Below are 17,098 nucleotides of genomic sequence, written 5' to 3'. Positions count from 1 at the left end.
TTATTCGCTCGACCAGAATTAGCATAGGCAAGGCTGCCCTAATTTCGCAAGCACCGATTGCGTAGTGTTGTCGACGTACCGAGCCGGAAAGATCGTGACGGCCAGGTACGACACTCGGTAGTAAGCCGGAGTACGCTGGTACCAACGCTCAGGAGATGAACTATGGCCAAGCTGACGCGGCTGGGGGATCTGGAACGCGCAGTCATGGATCACTTGTGGTCTATGGCCGAACCCCAGACCGTACGCCAGGTGCACGAGGCATTGTCTGCGCGCCGCGACCTCGCGTACACCACCGTGATGACCGTGTTGCAGCGGTTGGCGAAGAAAAATCTCGTCTCTCAGATTCGCGACGACCGGGCACACCGCTACGCTCCTGTGCACGGCCGCGACGAACTGGTCGCCGGACTGATGGTCGACGCCCTGGCCCAGGCCGAGGACTCCGGCGGCCGCCAGGCCGCCCTGGTGCATTTCGTCGAGCGGGTCGGGGCCGACGAGGCCGATGCGCTGCGGCGCGCCCTGGCCGAACTGGAAGCAAATCACCGCAATTCGCCATCTGCTGGACCTCCGGCCGACGACTAAGGGAGAATTACAGCGTGTCTGCGCTGGCCTTCACCATCCTTGCGGTGCTGCTGGCTGGCCCGACACCGGCTGTGCTGGCCCGTGCGTCCTGGCCGCTGCGCGCTCCCCGGGCCGCCATGGTGCTCTGGCAGGCCGTGGCGCTGGCCGCGGTCCTGTCCACCTTCAGTGCCGGTATCGCGATCGCCAGCCGATTGCTGATGCCCGGCCCGGACGGCCGTCCCACCGCCGGCATCCTGGACGCCGAGGGGCGGCTCGGCTGGCCGCTCTGGGCGGCCTACGTCGCCGTTCTCACGCTGACCGTGCTGGTCGGCGCGCGCTTGATGGTGGCTGTGGTGCGGGTGGCCATTGCAACGCGCCGCCGGCGCGCCCATCACCGGATGGTCGTTGACCTGGTCGGGGTCGGACGTGACTCGGCCCGGTGCACTCAGACCCGCGACCTGCGGGTGCTGGACGTCAAGCAGCCACTGGCCTACTGTCTGCCCGGCGTGCGCAGCCGCGTGGTGGTCAGCGAAGGGGCGTTGAACACCCTCACCGACAGCGAAGTCACCGCCATCCTCACCCACGAGCGGGCCCATCTGCGTGCCCGTCACGACCTGGTCCTGGAGGCATTCACGGCTGTACACGCCGCGTTTCCGCGGCTGGTGCGCAGCGCCAACGCTCTGGGCGCAGTGCAGCTGCTCGTCGAACTGCTGGCCGATGACAGCGCGGTACGCGCCACCGGACGCACTCCCCTGGCGCGGGCGCTGGTCGCCTGCGCATCGGGGCGCGCACCGTCGGGTGCGCTGGCTGCCGGCGGCCCGAGCACCGTGGTCCGTGTGCGGCGGCTCTCCGGCCGGCCGAACAGCCTGCTGTTGTCGGTGACGGCCTACCTGGCCGCCGCGGCGGTGCTGGTGGTACCGACCATCGCGCTGGCCGTACCGTGGCTGACAGAACTACACCGGCTGGTCAGCTTCTGAGCCGAACCCACCCCGGGAGTGCCGCAGGTCCGCTGTGTCACAGTGTGATCCGAATGGCTTGCGGGCGCCCTAGTTCGCCAACCTGGAGAGGCAGGACATGAGTTCATCGGATTCGCCGACCGCGACCGCCCAGATCGGAGTGACCGGCCTGGCGGTGATGGGTTCGAACCTGGCCCGCAACTTCGCCCGGCACGGTTACACCGTGGCGCTGCACAACCGGTCGGTCGCGAAAACCGATGCGCTGCTCAACGAACACGGCTCCGACGGCGAGTTCGTGCGCACCGAGACCATCGCGGAATTCCTTGACGCACTGGAAAAGCCGCGCCGGGTCATCATCATGGTCAAAGCCGGAGAGCCGACCGACGCCGTCATCAACGAACTCGCCGACGCCATGGAAGAAGGCGACATCATCATCGACGGCGGCAACGCCCTCTACACCGACACCATCCGTCGGGAGAAGGCGATTCGCGAACGCGGACTGCACTTCGTCGGCGCCGGCATCTCCGGCGGCGAGGAGGGCGCCCTCAACGGCCCGTCGATCATGCCGGGCGGGCCCGCCGAGTCGTATGAGTCGCTGGGCCCGCTGCTCGAGGAGATTTCCGCCCACGTCGACGGCGTGCCGTGCTGCACGCACATCGGCCCCGACGGCGCCGGTCATTTCGTCAAGATGGTGCACAACGGCATCGAATACTCCGACATGCAGCTGATCGGCGAGGCCTACCAACTGCTGCGCGACGCGCTGGGCAAGTCCGCCGCGGAGATCGCCGACGTCTTCGACGAGTGGAACAAGGGCGATCTGGACAGCTTCCTGGTGGAGATCACCGCCAAGGTGTTGCGCCAGACCGACGCGAAGACCGGCAAGCCGCTGGTCGACGTGATTGTCGACGAGGCCGAGCAGAAAGGTACCGGTCGCTGGACCGTCAAGTCAGCTTTGGACCTCGGGGTACCGGTCACCGGCATCGCCGAGGCGGTGTTCGCCCGGGCGCTGTCCGGGTCGGTGGCCCAGCGCAAGGCGACTACCGGACTGGCTTCGGGGGACCTGGGCGACAAGCCCGGCGACGCAGCGCAATTCATCGAGGACGTCAAGCGGGCCCTGTACGCGTCGAAGATCATCGCCTACGCGCAGGGCTTCAATCAGATCCAGGCCGGCAGCGCCGAGTACGACTGGGACCTCACCCCCGGTGACCTGGCCACCATCTGGCGCGGCGGCTGCATCATCCGGGCCAAGTTTCTCAACCGGATCAAAGACGCCTTCGACGACGACCCCGACCTGCCCACGTTGATCGTGGCGCCGTATTTCCGGGACGCGATCGAGGCCGCCATCGACAGTTGGCGGCGCGTGGTGGTGGCTGCCACGCAACTGGGTATCCCGATTCCGGGGTTCTCTTCGGCACTGTCCTATTACGACGGTCTGCGCACCGAACGGCTGCCGGCCGCGCTCACCCAGGGTCTGCGCGACTTCTTCGGGGCGCACACCTACGGACGGACCGATGAGGAGCCCGGCAAGAAGTTCCACACCCTCTGGAGTGGAGACCGAAGCGAAGTTCCTGCTTAGCGAGTAACTAAACGATGAGATTTCTCGACGGGCACCGTCCGGCGTTCGACCTGACCTACAACGACGTGTTCATCGTGCCCAATCGGTCCGAGGTCGCCTCGCGGTTCGACGTCGACCTGTCCACGGTGGACGGCTCCGGAACCACCATCCCGGTGGTGGTCGCCAACATGACCGCGGTCGCCGGTCGGCGGATGGCCGAGACGGTCGCGCGCCGCGGCGGCATCGTGATTCTGCCGCAGGACCTGCCCATCCCCGCCGTTCAGCAGATGGTGCAGTTCGTCAAGGGCCGTGACCTGGTGCTCGACACCCCGGTGACACTGACGCCCGACGACTCGGTGTCCGACGCGCTGGCGTTGATCCACAAACGTGCCCACGGTGTCGCGGTGGTGGTCTTCGAGGGTCGCCCGATCGGCGTGGTGCGCGAAGCGTCGTGCGCAGGTGTGGACCGGTTCACCCGGGTGCGCGACGTCGCCGTCACCGACTTCGTCACCGCACCGGAGGGCACCGAACCGCGCAAGATCTTCGACCTGCTCGAACACGCCCCCCTCGACGTCGCGGTGGTGACCGCCGCCGACGGCGCGCTGGCCGGCGTGCTGACCCGCACCGGGGCGATCCGCACCGGCATCTACAGCCCGGCCCTGGACAGTGCGGGCCGGCTGCGGATCGGCGCGGCGGTGGGCATCAACGGCGACGCGGCCGCCAAAGCCCGGGCCCTGGCCGAGGCCGGAGTGGACGTGCTGGTCATCGACACCGCGCATGGACATCAGGCCAAGACCATCGAAGCGATCAAGGCGATCGCCGCGCTGGACCTGGGGGTGCCGTTGGCGGCGGGCAATGTGGTGTCCGCACAGGGCACCCGCGACCTGATCGAGGCCGGTGCCGGCATCGTCAAGGTCGGGGTGGGGCCCGGAGCGATGTGCACCACCCGGATGATGACCGGCGTGGGCCGCCCGCAGTTCTCCGCGGTGGTCGAATGTGCCGCTGCGGCAAGACAATTGGGCGGACATGTGTGGGCGGACGGCGGCATCCGGCATCCGCGTGACGTGGCGCTGGCGTTGGCCGCCGGTGCGGCCAACGTGATGATCGGGTCGTGGTTCGCCGGCACGTACGAATCCCCCGGCGACCTGATGCGCGACCGCGACAACCAGCCGTACAAAGAGAGTTACGGCATGGCCTCCAAGCGGGCGGTGGTGGCCCGGACCGGCGCGGACAGCCCGTTCGACCGGGCCCGCAAGGCACTGTTCGAGGAAGGGATCTCGACGTCGCGGATGGGGCTGGACCCGCAGCGCGGCGGGGTCGAGGATCTGATCGACCACATCACCTCCGGCGTACGCAGCACCTGCACCTATGTGGGCGCGGCGAACTTGGAGGAGTTGCACGAGCGAGCCGTGGTCGGCGTGCAATCGGCCGCCGGGTTCGCCGAGGGGCATCCCTTGCCCACCGGCTGGTGATCGGCCTGTGACAAATCCCGGCACTCTGATCAGCGTGCTGGCCATCCTGGGGCTGACCCTGGGGACGGCGATATTCGTCGCGGCGGAATTCTCGTTGACCGCCCTGGACCGCAGCGTCGTCGAGGCCAACGCCCGCAGCGGCGCCACCCGGGACCGCTTCATCCGGCGGGCGCACCGCCGGCTGTCGTTCCAGCTGTCGGGCGCGCAACTGGGCATCTCGGTCACCACGCTGGCCACCGGTTACCTGATCGAGCCGTTGGTGGCCGACCTGCCGCACCCGTGGTTCGACGCGGTGGGAATGCCGGACGAGGTGGCCAACACGGTCACGGTGATCCTGGCGCTGCTGGTGGTCACCTCGGTGTCGATGGTGTTCGGCGAGCTGGTGCCCAAATACCTGGGGGTGGCCCGGCCGCTGCCCACCGCGCGGGCGGTGGTGCTGCCGCAGTGGTTGTTCTCATTCCTGTTCACCCCGGCGATCCGGCTGACCAACGGTGCGGCGAACTGGATCGTGCGTCGACTCGGCATCGAGCCCGCCGAGGAACTACGCTCGGCCCGCACTCCGCAGGAACTGGTCTCGCTGGTGCGCACCTCGGCGCGCAGCGGCTCCCTGGACGACGTCACCGCGGCGTTGATGCACCGCTCGCTGCAGTTCGGTGCCCTGACCGCGGAGGAGCTGATGACACCCCGGTCCAAGATCGTGGCCCTGCAGACCGACGACACCGTTGCCGACCTGGTTGCCGCCGTCGCAGACACCGGCTTCTCCCGATTTCCGGTGGTGCGCGGCGACCTCGACGAGACGGTCGGCATCGTGCACGTCAAACAGGCGTTCGCGGTGCCGGCCGGCAAGCGCGCCCAAACTCTGCTGACCACGGTCGCCAAGCCGGTCCCGGTGGTGCCGTCGACGCTGGACGGCGACGCGGTGATGGCCGAGATACGCGCGAACTCGTTGCAGACTGCGATGGTCGTCGACGAGTACGGCGGCACCGCGGGGATGGTAACCGTGGAGGACCTGATCGAAGAGATCGTCGGCGACGTCCGCGACGAACACGACGACGCCACCCCGGACGTGGTCGCCTCCGGCGACGGCTGGCAGGTCTCCGGCCTGCTGCGCATTGATGAAGTGGAGACGGCCACCGGGTACCGGGCCCCGGAGGGCCCGTACGAGACGATCGGTGGGCTGGTGCTGCGCGAGCTCGGACACATCCCGGAGGCCGGCGAGTCGGTCGAACTGCCCGCGTTGGACCGCGACGGCCTGCCCGATGCCTCGGTGCGCTGGCAGGCCAAGGTGGTCCAACTGGACGGCCGCCGCATCGACCAGGTCAAACTGTGGGAGGTGGGCCAGGTGCCGGATGACCGGCAGGAAGCCGGCTCGCAGCGGGGCACCCTATGAGCTCCCTGCTGGCGGTGCTGCTGGCGATCCTGCTGATCGCCCTCAACGGGTTCTTCGTGGGCGCCGAATTCGCGTTGATCTCGGCCCGCCGCGACCGCCTCGAGGCGCTGGCCGAGCAGGGCCGGGCCAGCGCGGTGACCGTAATCCGGGCCGGTGAACAGTTGCCGGCCATGCTGGCCGGAGCCCAGCTGGGCGTCACAGTGTCCTCACTGCTGCTCGGCCGGATCGCCGAACCGGCGGTCGCTTCGCTGCTGCGCAGCTGGCTGGGGCTGACCGGCATCCCCCCAGCGCTGCTGCACACCCTGGCCTTCGTCATCGCGCTCGCCCTGGTGGTGACCCTGCACGTGTTGCTGGGTGAGATGGTGCCCAAGAACATCGCACTGGCCGGCCCGGAACGCACCGCAATGTTGCTGGTGCCGGCGTATCTGCCTTACGTGCGGCTGGCACGGCCCGTCATCGTGCTCTACAACAAGTGCGCCAACGCGATCCTGCGGCTGTTCGGCGTGGAGCCCAGGGATGAGCTCGACAGCACGGTGTCCACCGTGGAGCTTTCAGAGATGATCGCCGAGTCGCTGTCCGAGGGTCTGCTCGACCAGGAGGAACACGTCCGGCTGACCCGGGCGCTGCGGGTCCGCACCCGGGTGGTCGGGGACGTGGCGGTGCCGCTGGCCAGGGTGCACGCGGTGCCGGTCAGCGCGCCCGGATCCGGACCCACCATCGGCGCGATCGAACGGGCGTTGGGCCAGACCGGTTACTCCCGGTTCCCGGTGGTGGACGGCGACGGCAACTACCTCGGTTACCTGCACATCAAGGACGTGTTGGCACTCGGCAGCGATCATCCGGACACCGTGATCGATCTGGCGCTGGTCCGCGCCCTGCCGCGGCTACCCGGATCGTTGAACGTGCCCGATGCGCTGTCCCGGATGCGGCGCAGCAACAGCCACCTGGCGCTGGTGACCGCCGGCGACGGAGCGGTGGTGGCCATGGTCGCGCTGGAGGATCTGGTGGAGGACCTGGTCGGCAACATGCGCGACGACGCGCCCCGCGACTGAGCGGCCGCGGATCGCTCGCTCAGCGCGCCATCACCTGGTCGCGCAGGTCGCCCAGGCTACGCTCGTCGAGTTACCGCTCGGTAGTCTGACACCAGTGAATTGGGTCCAGAACAAGGCTGCGCGAGGGTGTCGAGGGGCCGGCAGTGGCCAGTACGGAGGAGAACGATGACTGATCGGGTTACCGAAGGCAACCTGCGTGTCGCCCGGGTGCTCTACGACTTCGTCAATAACGAGGCGCTGCCCGGCACCGGCATCGACCCGGACAGCTTTTGGGCCGGCGTCGACAAGGTGGTCACCGACCTCACCCCGCGCAACCAGGAACTGCTGGCCATTCGCGACGAGTTGCAGGCCCAGATCGACCGGTGGCACAAGCAGCGGGTGATCGCGCCGCTCGACGGCGAGGCCTACCGCCAGTTCCTCACCGAGATCGGCTACCTGCAGCCCGAACCGGACGACTTCACCATCACCACCTCCGGTGTCGACGACGAGATCACCAGCACCGCGGGCCCGCAGCTGGTGGTCCCGGTGCTCAACGCGCGCTTCGCACTGAACGCCTCCAACGCGCGCTGGGGCTCGCTGTACGACGCGCTGTACGGCACCGACGTCATCTCCGAAGCGGACGGCGCCGAAAAGGGGACGAGCTACAACAAGGTGCGCGGCGACAAGGTCATCGCCTACGCCCGCCAGTTCCTCGACGTCGCCGCGCCGCTGGCGTCGGGCTCCTGGTCGGAGGTGACGGGCCTGAGCATCGAGGACGGCCGGTTGCAGCTCGCCACCGGTTCGGAATCCACCGCACTGGCCAGTCCGGAGAAGTTTGTCGGATATTCCGGCGAACTCGGCTCCCCCAGCTGGTCGGTGCTGCTGGTGAACAACGGCCTGCACGTCGAGATCCTGATCGACCCCGAGTCGCCGGTCGGCCAGACCGATGCTGCCGGCATCAAGGACGTGGTGCTGGAGTCGGCGATCACCACCATCATGGACTTCGAGGACTCGGTGACCGCGGTCGACGCCGACGACAAGGTGCTCGGCTACCGCAACTGGCTCGGCCTGAACAAGGGTGACCTGTCGGAGAAGGTCAGCAAGGGCGGCGAGACGTTCACCCGGACCCTCAACGCCGACCGCACCTACAGCACCCCGGACGGCTCCGGTGAGCTCACCCTGCCCGGCCGCAGCCTGCTGTTCGTCCGCAATGTCGGGCACCTGATGACCAACGACGCCATCGTCGACACCGACGGCAACGAGATCCCCGAGGGCATCCAGGACGCGTTGTTCACCGGTCTGGCCGCGATCCACGGCCTGCGCACCGGGGACGACAACGGGCCGCTGCAGAACAGCCGGACCGGCTCGGTGTACATCGTCAAGCCCAAGATGCACGGGCCCGACGAGGTCGCGTTCACCTGTGAACTGTTCAGTCGCGTCGAGGACGTCCTCGGACTGCCGCAGGGCACGCTCAAGGTCGGCATCATGGACGAGGAGCGCCGCACCACGGTCAACCTCAAGGCGTGCATCAAAGCGGCCGCCGATCGGGTGGTGTTCATCAACACCGGCTTCCTGGACCGCACCGGCGATGAGATCCACACGTCCATGGAGGCGGGTCCGATGATCCGTAAGGGCGCCATGAAGAACAGCGTGTGGATCAAGGCCTACGAGGACGCCAATGTCGACACCGGCCTGGCCGCGGGCTTCAAGGGCAAGGCCCAGATCGGCAAGGGCATGTGGGCGATGACCGAACTGATGGCCGACATGGTCGAGCAGAAGATCGGCCAGCCCAAAGCCGGCGCCACCACCGCGTGGGTGCCCTCCCCCACGGCCGCCACCCTGCACGCCATGCACTACCACGCGGTGGATGTGTTCGAAGTGCAGAACGAGCTCGAAGGCAAGAAGCGCACCACCATCGACGAGCTGCTGACCATCCCGCTGGCCAAAGAGCTGGCCTGGGCATCCGAGGAGATCCGCGAGGAGGTCGACAACAACTGCCAGTCGATCCTCGGGTACGTGGTGCGCTGGGTCGAACAGGGCGTGGGATGCTCCAAAGTTCCCGACATCCACAACGTGGCCCTGATGGAGGACCGCGCCACCCTGCGCATCTCGAGCCAGTTACTGGCCAATTGGCTGCGCCACGGCGTGATCACCCGCGAGGACGTCCGCGCCAGCCTGGAGCGGATGGCGCCGCTGGTGGACAAGCAGAACGAGGGCGACCGGTCCTACCGGCCGATGGCACCCGACTTCGACGACAGCATCGCCTTCCTGGCCGCCCAGGAGCTGATCTTGTCCGGCGGTCAGCAGCCCAGCGGTTACACCGAGCCGATCCTGCACCGCCGCCGGCGGGAATTTAAGGCCCGCGCGGGTGGGTAGGCACAGCAGACCCGACCCCGAGGATTCGCCGCTCGACGAGGATCCGGCGCCCTTCGACGAGGCCACCGCGGAGGTGGCTGAGGAGACGCCACAGCCCCCGGGATTCGTCGACGACCCGGACGACCGCGGCTACCCGGAGGACGACTACTACGCGCCGTTCTCGGTGCAATCCCAGCCGGAGTTGCGTCCCGAAGATCGTCCAGATCCGCCGTTTCCGCCGGAGACCCCCGCGGACGACTACCCCGACTTCGGCACCCGCCCGACCGATGCGCAGTCGTCGGACTCGGAACTGCCGGCGACGCCCCCGCCGCCGCTGTTCAGCGCCGGCCAGCGGGGCGTCAACGACTGGCAGGGCGGACACCGCAGCAGCGGCGGGCGGCGCGGGGTGAGCGTCGGCGTGATCGTGGCGCTGGTCAGCGTCGTCGTACTGGTCGCCGGCGTGATCTTGTGGCGCTTTTTCGGCGACGCGCTGTCACACCGGTCCCACACGGCCGCCGCCGGGTGTGTAGGCGGTAAGGACTCGGTCGCCGTGCTCGCCGACCCGACGATCGCCGACCCGGTGAAGGAGTTGGCCGACAGGTTCAACGCGCAGGCGGGCCCGATCGGGGACCGCTGTGTCACGGTGACGGTGAAACCGGCCGGATCCGACGCCGTCATCAGCGGGTTCATCGGCAAATGGCCGAGCGAGCTCGGCAACCAGCCGGGCCTGTGGATCCCGGGCAGCTCGGTCTCGGCAGCGCGACTGGCCGGGGCCGCGGGCCAGAAGACGATCAGCGACAGCCGGTCGCTGGTGACCTCTCCGGTCGTGCTGGCCGTCCGTCCCGAATTTCAGCCGGTGCTGGCTAAACAAGACTGGGCGGCCCTGCCCGGCCTGCAGTCCAACCCCAACTCGATGGCCGCCCTCAACCAGGCGCCGTGGGGCTCCCTGCGGCTGGCGATGCCGATCGGCGGCAACGGCGACGCGTCGTTCCTGGCCGGTGAGGCGATAGCCGCTGCGTCGGCCCCCGCGGGTGCGCCCCCGACCGCCGGGACCGCCGCGGTGCGCACTCTGATGGCCGGTCAACCCAAACTGGCCGACGACTCGCTGAACGAGGCGTTCACTGCGCTGCTCAAGTCCGGGGATCCGGCGTCCGCGCCGGTGCACGCAGTGGTCACCACCGAGCAGCAGTTGTTCCAGCGCGGTCAGTCGACCCAGGATGCCAAGAGCAAGCTGGCCTCCTGGACCCCGCCCGGACCGGTCCCGGTGGCCGATTACCCGACGGTGCTGCTCAACGGCACGTGGTTGTCGCAGGTCCAGACGACAGCGGCCAGCGCCTTCGCCCGATTCCTGCACAAGCCCGAGCAGCTGGCCAAGCTGGGTAAGGCCGGTTTCCGCGCGAACGACGTCAAACCGCCCAGCAGCCCCGTCACCAGCTTCGCGGCACTGCCCGGCACCCTGTCGGTCGGCGACGAGGCGACACGCGCCACGCTGGCCGACACCATGGCCACACCGTCGGCCGGACTGGCCGCGACGATCATGCTCGACCAGTCACTGCCGGTCGACGACGGCGGCGGCAAGACGCGGCTGGCCAATGTCGTGGCGGCCCTGAACACCAGGATCAAGGCGCTGCCGCCCACCGCGGTGGTGGGACTGTGGACATTCGACGGTCACGAGGGGCGCTCGGAGGTGGCGGCGGGACCGCTGACCGACCCGGTGAACGGCCAGCCCCGGTCGGCGGCGCTGCAGGCGGCGCTGGACAAGCAATTCTCCTCCAGCGGTGGCGCGGTGTCGTTCACCACGCTGCGCATGATCTATCAGGAAATGCAAGCCAATTACCGCGCCGGGCAACAGAATTCGATCTTGGTAATCACCGCGGGACCGCACACCGACCAGTCCCTGGATGGACCTGGCTTGCAGGAGTTCATCCGGTCCAGCGCCGACCCGGCCCGGCCTATCGCAGTCAACGTCATCGACTTCGGTGGCGACCCGGATCGCGCCACCTGGGAAGCCGTCGCCAAACTCAGCGGCGGCAACTACCAGAATTTGGCCACCTCGGCCGGCCCGGAACTGGCCACCGCGGTCAACGACTTCCTGAGCTGAACGCTTCTCACCGGGTGACCGGCTCCGGTGCCTCGCCGAACCGGGCCAGCACCATCGTCGCGGAGACCGCGACGGCGAAGCCCAGGATGACCACCCAGCCCAGGCCGGGGCGGGCGCTGTCGCCCAGCCATACCACCCCGACGAGTGCGGGCGCGATCGTCTCGCCGACGACCATCGCCGCCACCGTCGTGGTCACGGACCCGCGTTGCAGCGCGGAGGTGAGCAACAGGAACGCGACCAGGCCACCGGCACCCGCCGCGTACAGCGCCGGGTTCGCGTAGAACGCGAGCTTGGTCGGGTTGGTCACCTCGATCAGCCGCACCCCGACCTCGACGACGCCGAACCCGGTGCCGGCGCCGAAGCCGAGCACCAGCGACCGTGCCCGGTCGCCCAACCGGCTGGTCAGCGCGCCCCCGAGCAGCACCACCGCGACCACCACCAGCAGCGCCCAGCCGAGCCCGGCGGGGGCGCGCCGATAGTGCCCCGGCCCGGCCGCGAGCGCCAGCATCGCGAGGCTGACGCAGACCACGCCGATGGCTGTCCACTCGACCGGCGACAGCCGCGCGGACAGCATCCACGCCGCGACGATGCCGGTCACTGCGATCGAGGCGGCCAGTGCCGCGGCCACCACATAGATCGGCACCAGCCGCAGCGCCGCCACCTGCAGCAGAAAGCCCAGACCGTCCAACCCGATACCGGCGAGATAGCGCCACTGCCGCAGGGCGCGAAGCACCAGCATCGCGTCCACCCCGGAGTTGCCGCCGGGTTCGACGGCCCGGGTCGCTGCGGCCTGCAGTACCGTCGCCGAGCCGTAACACACCGAACAACCGAGCGCGAGCAGGAAACCGATCAGCACCCCTCGACACTACGAGGACATACCATCGGTTGCTGACGCAAGGAGGGTGATGACGATCAACTTCACGCCGGATCCAGCGCTGTACCCGTTCGAGTCGCGCTGGTTCGACAGCTCCCGGGGTCGGATCCACTACCTCGACGAAGGGGACGGCCCACCGATCCTGTTCTGCCACGGCAACCCGACCTGGAGCTTTCTCTACCGGGACATCGTGGTGGCGCTGCGGGACCGGTTCCGCTGCATCGCACCGGACTACCTCGGTTTCGGGCTGTCCGAGCGCCCGCCCGGATTCGGCTACCGGATCGAGGAGCATGCCGGGGTGGTCGGCGAACTCGTCGACCATCTCGGCCTGGACGGCTTTGTGACCATGGGTCAGGACTGGGGCGGCCCGATCGGCATGGCGGCCGCGGTCGACCGGGCCGACCGGGTGCGCGGCGTGGTGCTGGGCAATACCTGGTTCTGGCCCACCGACGTGCTCAGCACCAAGATCTTCTCCCGGGTGATGTCGAGTCCGCCGCTGCAGTATGCGATCCTGCAGCGCAACTTCTTCGTCGAGCGGCTCATCCCGGCGGGCACCCAGCGCCGCCCCGACGCCGCGGTGATGCAGCACTATCGCGCCGTGCAGCCCGACGCCGCCGCGCGGGTGGGCGTCGCCCGCATGCCCAAGGAGATCCTGGCCGCCGAACCGCTGCTGCAGCGGCTGGCGCGCGAGGTGCCGGCCCGGCTGGGCGGCAAACCCGCACTGCTGATCTGGGGCATGAAGGACTTCGCCTTCCGGCCGGGGCCGTCGCTGCCCCGGATGACGGCGGCGTTCCCCGATCACGTGCTGGTCGAGCTGCCGGCGGCCAAGCACTACATCCAGGAAGATGCGCCGCAGCGGATCGCGGCGGCCATCGTGGAACGCTTCGGTTAGGCGAACGCCTCGATCGGCGGGCAGGAGCAGACCAGGTTGCGGTCGCCGTAGGCGCCGTCGATGCGCCGCACCGGCGGCCACACCTTGGGCCGGAACGCCTTGCCCAGCGGGTACGCCGCCTCTTCGCGGGTGTAGGGGTGGTCCCAGTCGGAGGCCACCAGGCATTCGGCGGTGTGCGGGGCGCCGCGCAGCGGATTGTCGTCCACCGGCCACTCCCCTCTGCCGACCCGGTCGATCTCCCCGCGGATACCGATCATCGCCTCACAGAACGCGTCGACCTCGGCCAGGCTCTCGCTTTCGGTCGGCTCCACCATCAGGGTGCCGGCCACCGGGAAACTCATGGTCGGTGCGTGAAAACCGTAGTCCGCCAACCGTTTGGCGACGTCGTCGACGGTCACGCCGGTGGCCTTGGTGATGCCGCGCAGGTCCAGGATGCATTCGTGGGCGACCATGCCGTTCTCCCCGGTGTAGAGCACCGGGAAGTACTCGTCGAGCCGGCGGGCGATGTAGTTCGCTGAAGCGATCGCGGTCAATGACGCTGCCCGCAGCCCGTCGCCGCCCATCATCCGGATGTAGGCCCAGCTGATCGGCAGAATCGAGGCCGACCCGTACGGCGCCGACGACACCGGATGCCCCTGGGGAAGTTCCGGAGCGTACGGGTGACCCGGCAGGAAGTCCGCCAGGTGTGCGCGGACCGCGACCGGACCCACGCCGGGACCGCCCCCGCCGTGCGGAATGCAGAACGTCTTGTGCAGGTTCAGATGGCTGACATCACCGCCGAACCTGCCCGGCCGGGCCAGGCCGACCAGCGCGTTGAGGTTGGCGCCGTCGACGTAGACCTGGCCGCCGGCGTCGTGCACGGCCGCGCAGATCTCGGCGATGTCGTGCTCGTAGACGCCGTGCGTGGACGGGTAGGTGATCATCAAAGCCGACAACCGCTCGGCGTGTTCGCTCACCTTGGCGCGCAGATCGTCGAGGTCGACGTCGCCGTTCTCGTGGCAGCCCACCACGACCACCCGCATCCCGGCCAGCGCGGCCGAGGCGGCGTTGGTGCCGTGCGCGCTGGACGGAATCAGACAGATGTCGCGGTGCGGCTCGCCGCGGCTGGCGTGGTAGTCGTGAATGGCCAGCAGGCCGGCGTACTCGCCCTGCGAACCCGCGTTGGGCTGCAGCGACACGGCGTCGTAGCCGGTGATGTCCACCAGCCAGCTCTCCAGGTCGGCGATCAGCCGGCGCAACCCCGGGGTGTCGGAGGCCGGGGCGAAGGGATGCTGACGTCCGAATTCCGGCCAGGTGATCGGCTCCATCTCGGCGGCGGCGTTCAGTTTCATGGTGCATGAGCCGAGCGGGATCATGCTGCGGTCCAGGGCGATGTCCTTGTCCGCCAGGGTGCGCAGGTAGCGCATCATCGACGTCTCGGTGCGGTATTCGCTGAATGCGGGGTGGGTCAGGAAATCCGAGGTGCGCGTGCCGATGTCGGTCCCGGCTGATGGCCGGGCCGACACGCCGAGCGCCGCCAGCACCACGGCCACGTGCGTGTCGGTGGTGGCTTCGTCGCACGCTATCGACACGTGGTCGGCGTCCACCCGCCACAGGTTGATGCCGTCGGCTTTGGCCGCGGCCACCACCTGCTCGGCACGGCCGGGTACCCGGGCCAGCACCGTGTCGAAGTAAGTGTCGTGCACCAGCGCGGCACCCAGGGCCGCGGCGATGGTGTCGGCGTGGGCGTGCACCCGCCGCGCGATTGCGGTCAGGCCCTCGGCGCCGTGGTAGCTGGCGTACATGGCGGCCATCACCGCCAGCAACACCTGTGCGGTACAGATGTTGCTGGTCGCCTTGTCGCGGCGGATGTGCTGTTCGCGGGTCTGCAGCGCCAGGCGGTACGCGACGTCGCCGTCGGCGTCCACCGACACCCCGACCAGCCGTCCGGGCAGCTGCCGGGCGTGCTTGGTGTGCACCGTCAGGTATCCGGCGTGTGGGCCGCCGAATCCCATTGGCACGCCGAACCGTTGGGTGGTGCCGAACGCGACGTCGGCGCCGATCTCGCCGGGCGGCGTCAATAAAGTCAGCGCCAGCAGGTCAGCGCCGACGGCCACCAGCGCTCCGCGGTCATGGGCCTGCGTGACCAGGGCGCTCCAATCGGTGACCCGGCCGCTGGCTCCCGGCAGTTGCGCGATGACGCCGAAGAACTCCCCGTCGGGCAGGCCGTCGCGCAGGTCCGCCGTCACGATCTCGATGCCCAACGGCTTGGCCCGGGTGGCCAGTATCGCCGCGGTCTGGTCGAACACGTCGGTGTCCACGGCCAGGCGGTTGGACTGACCCCGGAAGGCCCGGTGCATCAACGTCATCGCCTCGGCCGCCGCGGTGCCCTCGTCGAGCATCGACGCGTTGGCGATCTCGAGCCCGGTGAGGTCGGTGACCATGGTCTGAAAGTTCAGCAGCGCTTCCAGCCGGCCCTGGCTGATCTCCGGCTGGTACGGCGTATAGGCCGTGTACCAGGCCGGATTCTCCAAGATGTTGCGCAGCAGCACCGGCGGGGTGAACGTGTCGTAATAGCCCTGCCCGATCATCGACACCGCGACGGTGTTGCTGTCTGCCAGCGCTCGCAACTCGGCGAGCGCCTCCGACTCGGAGGCCGCGGCCGGCAGCCGATCCAGTCCCGGCGCAGCGCCCGATTCGCTCAGCTTGTCCAGGATGCCGGACGGGACCGCCTTGGCGGCCAGCTCGTCGAGCGAGTCGACACCGATGATGGCGAGCATGGTGGCGACGGCGTCGCCGTCCGGGCCGATGTGCCGGTCTGCGAAGGTTTGGTGGAGCACAGCGGGAATCTCCTGACATGGGGGACGCGACCAAGGTCCTCCCCCTCTGTCCTCACCCGAGTGCCGGGCGCCTGAGAGATTCGGCGGCTACGCCTTTCCCCATCGGCGGGTGTGGGGGTGGATCCCGCACCGCTTTCCAGAGGCATCGTTGTCTGGCGCGGTCCGGGTGCCTGAGAGGTTGACGGAGAGGTGTTGCTCCTTCGGCGTCTGTAGCTGGCGGCCACAGAGCTCTCCCGCGCGAGAGCGATGCGGGTACCAGTTTACTGCGCGCGGTTTGAGCGCGTCAGCCGATCTTGCGGTCGCGGTGTTTGCGCCGCGAAGCCAGCTCGTCCTCGGGGGCGGCGATCGACTCGCCGCCGTCGGCGCGCTCGCCGGGGAAGTCGGCGATCACACCGGTCAACTCGCGCATCGCACCCGAGACGGCGATCCCGAACACGCCCTGGCCGCCCTGCAGCAGGTCGACGACCTCTTCGGCCGAGGTGCATTCGTAGACGCTGGTGCCGTCGGAGAACAAGGTGATGTTGGCCAGATCCTGCACGCCGCGCTGCCGCAGATGGTCGACCGCGACGCGGATGTTGTGCAGCGAGATCCCGGTGTCCAGCAGACGCTTGACGATCTTGAGGACCAGGATGTCCTTGAACGAATAGAGCCGCTGGCTGCCGGATCCGGCCGCGCTGCGGATCGAGGGCACCACCAGCGAGGTACGTGCCCAGTAGTCCAGCTGGCGGTAGGTGATGCCGGCGATCTGGCAGGCACTCGGCCCACGGTAGCCCACCAACTCGTCCGGCACGGAGTCGTCGGGGAACAGTCCGGGCTGCACCGGTTCGCCGGCCACCACCGGCTTGGATCCGGTAGCCGGGTGATCGGCAAGGTCAAGCTGTCCTTGACGTGGCTGCTCGCTCACGGTGCATCCTCTCGCCGATCGCGCTGGTGGTTCAAAGCTGCGTCACTGACTGCCCCAACAGCCACGTTATTCTCAGGCCCGAGTGTGCTAGAGCATACGCCGTTCGGTGGCTGCCGTGCTGTGGGTCCATCATCAACTCGTCATCAAAGTATGGCGGCCGCCCGAAGGACTGAGTGATATCCGGCAGGCGT

Annotated in this window: 12 protein-coding genes and 2 riboswitches; of the genes, 9 read left to right on the top strand and 3 right to left on the bottom strand. The window is 68.7% G+C overall.

Going from position 1 to position 17,098, the window contains the following annotated elements; genetic code table 11:
* Positions 1-162 precede the first annotated feature (162 nt).
* The 8 genes from AC5Y5Z_RS22370 to AC5Y5Z_RS22335 all read left to right on the top strand — a co-directional run bounded on the left by AC5Y5Z_RS22370 (position 163) and on the right by AC5Y5Z_RS22335 (position 11,418).
* On the top strand, positions 163-579 hold the full coding sequence (locus AC5Y5Z_RS22370) for a BlaI/MecI/CopY family transcriptional regulator (RefSeq protein ID WP_463828983.1): 417 nt from the start codon (positions 163-165) through the stop codon (positions 577-579).
* Positions 580-593: 14 nt separating this feature from the next.
* Positions 594-1,535: a M56 family metallopeptidase gene (locus tag AC5Y5Z_RS22365; protein ID WP_499927596.1), complete on the top strand. Its 942-nt coding sequence runs from the start codon at positions 594-596 to the stop codon at positions 1,533-1,535.
* 97 nt (positions 1,536-1,632) lie between these two features.
* On the top strand, positions 1,633-3,090 hold the full coding sequence (gene gnd, locus AC5Y5Z_RS22360) for an NADP-dependent phosphogluconate dehydrogenase (protein WP_463828985.1): 1,458 nt from the start codon (positions 1,633-1,635) through the stop codon (positions 3,088-3,090).
* A 14-nt stretch (positions 3,091-3,104) separates the two neighbouring features.
* Positions 3,105-4,541, top strand: coding sequence for a GuaB1 family IMP dehydrogenase-related protein (locus AC5Y5Z_RS22355; RefSeq protein WP_499927594.1), 1,437 nt, complete (start codon positions 3,105-3,107; stop codon positions 4,539-4,541).
* Between the two features lie 7 nt (positions 4,542-4,548).
* Positions 4,549-5,931 (top strand): hemolysin family protein, encoded by a 1,383-nt coding sequence (locus tag AC5Y5Z_RS22350; RefSeq protein WP_463828987.1) that lies wholly within the window; start codon positions 4,549-4,551, stop codon positions 5,929-5,931.
* Positions 5,928-6,983: a hemolysin family protein gene (locus AC5Y5Z_RS22345; protein ID WP_463828988.1), complete on the top strand. Its 1,056-nt coding sequence runs from the start codon at positions 5,928-5,930 to the stop codon at positions 6,981-6,983. Before AC5Y5Z_RS22350 ends, AC5Y5Z_RS22345 begins: the two co-directional genes overlap by 4 nt.
* 165 nt (positions 6,984-7,148) lie before the next feature.
* Complete coding sequence (locus AC5Y5Z_RS22340; protein ID WP_499927592.1) at positions 7,149-9,338, top strand: malate synthase G; 2,190 nt, start codon at positions 7,149-7,151, stop codon at positions 9,336-9,338.
* Positions 9,331-11,418, top strand: a complete 2,088-nt coding sequence (locus AC5Y5Z_RS22335) for a substrate-binding domain-containing protein (RefSeq protein WP_499927590.1) — start codon at positions 9,331-9,333, stop codon at positions 11,416-11,418. The genes AC5Y5Z_RS22340 and AC5Y5Z_RS22335 overlap by 8 nt, the downstream gene beginning before the upstream one ends.
* A gap of 7 nt (positions 11,419-11,425) precedes the next feature.
* Here AC5Y5Z_RS22335 and AC5Y5Z_RS22330 read toward each other — a convergent pair whose 3' ends face one another.
* Positions 11,426-12,274, bottom strand: a complete 849-nt coding sequence (locus AC5Y5Z_RS22330; RefSeq protein ID WP_499927588.1) for a DMT family transporter — start codon at positions 12,272-12,274, stop codon at positions 11,426-11,428.
* Positions 12,275-12,323: 49 nt separating this feature from the next.
* Between AC5Y5Z_RS22330 and AC5Y5Z_RS22325 the strand changes: the two genes are divergently transcribed.
* Positions 12,324-13,184: a haloalkane dehalogenase gene (locus tag AC5Y5Z_RS22325; protein WP_463828992.1), complete on the top strand. Its 861-nt coding sequence runs from the start codon at positions 12,324-12,326 to the stop codon at positions 13,182-13,184.
* Here the strand turns inward: AC5Y5Z_RS22325 and gcvP are convergent.
* Both gcvP and AC5Y5Z_RS22315 read right to left on the bottom strand, forming a co-directional pair.
* Positions 13,181-16,003 (bottom strand): aminomethyl-transferring glycine dehydrogenase, encoded by a 2,823-nt coding sequence (gene gcvP / locus AC5Y5Z_RS22320; protein WP_499927586.1) that lies wholly within the window; start codon positions 16,001-16,003, stop codon positions 13,181-13,183. The two genes, AC5Y5Z_RS22325 and gcvP, sit on opposite strands and share 4 nt — an antisense overlap.
* 36 nt (positions 16,004-16,039) lie before the next feature.
* Positions 16,040-16,151: riboswitch (glycine riboswitch) on the bottom strand.
* Positions 16,152-16,249, bottom strand: a riboswitch (glycine riboswitch).
* Between the two features lie 37 nt (positions 16,250-16,286).
* Positions 16,287-16,907: a MerR family transcriptional regulator gene (locus AC5Y5Z_RS22315; protein ID WP_463828994.1), complete on the bottom strand. Its 621-nt coding sequence runs from the start codon at positions 16,905-16,907 to the stop codon at positions 16,287-16,289.
* Positions 16,908-17,098 lie beyond the last annotated feature (191 nt).

The sequence above is a fragment of the Mycobacterium sp. NGS29 genome, assembly GCF_059812965.1.
Note: the sequence above shows the minus strand (reverse complement) of the source record. Positions and strands in the feature narration are given on the sequence as shown.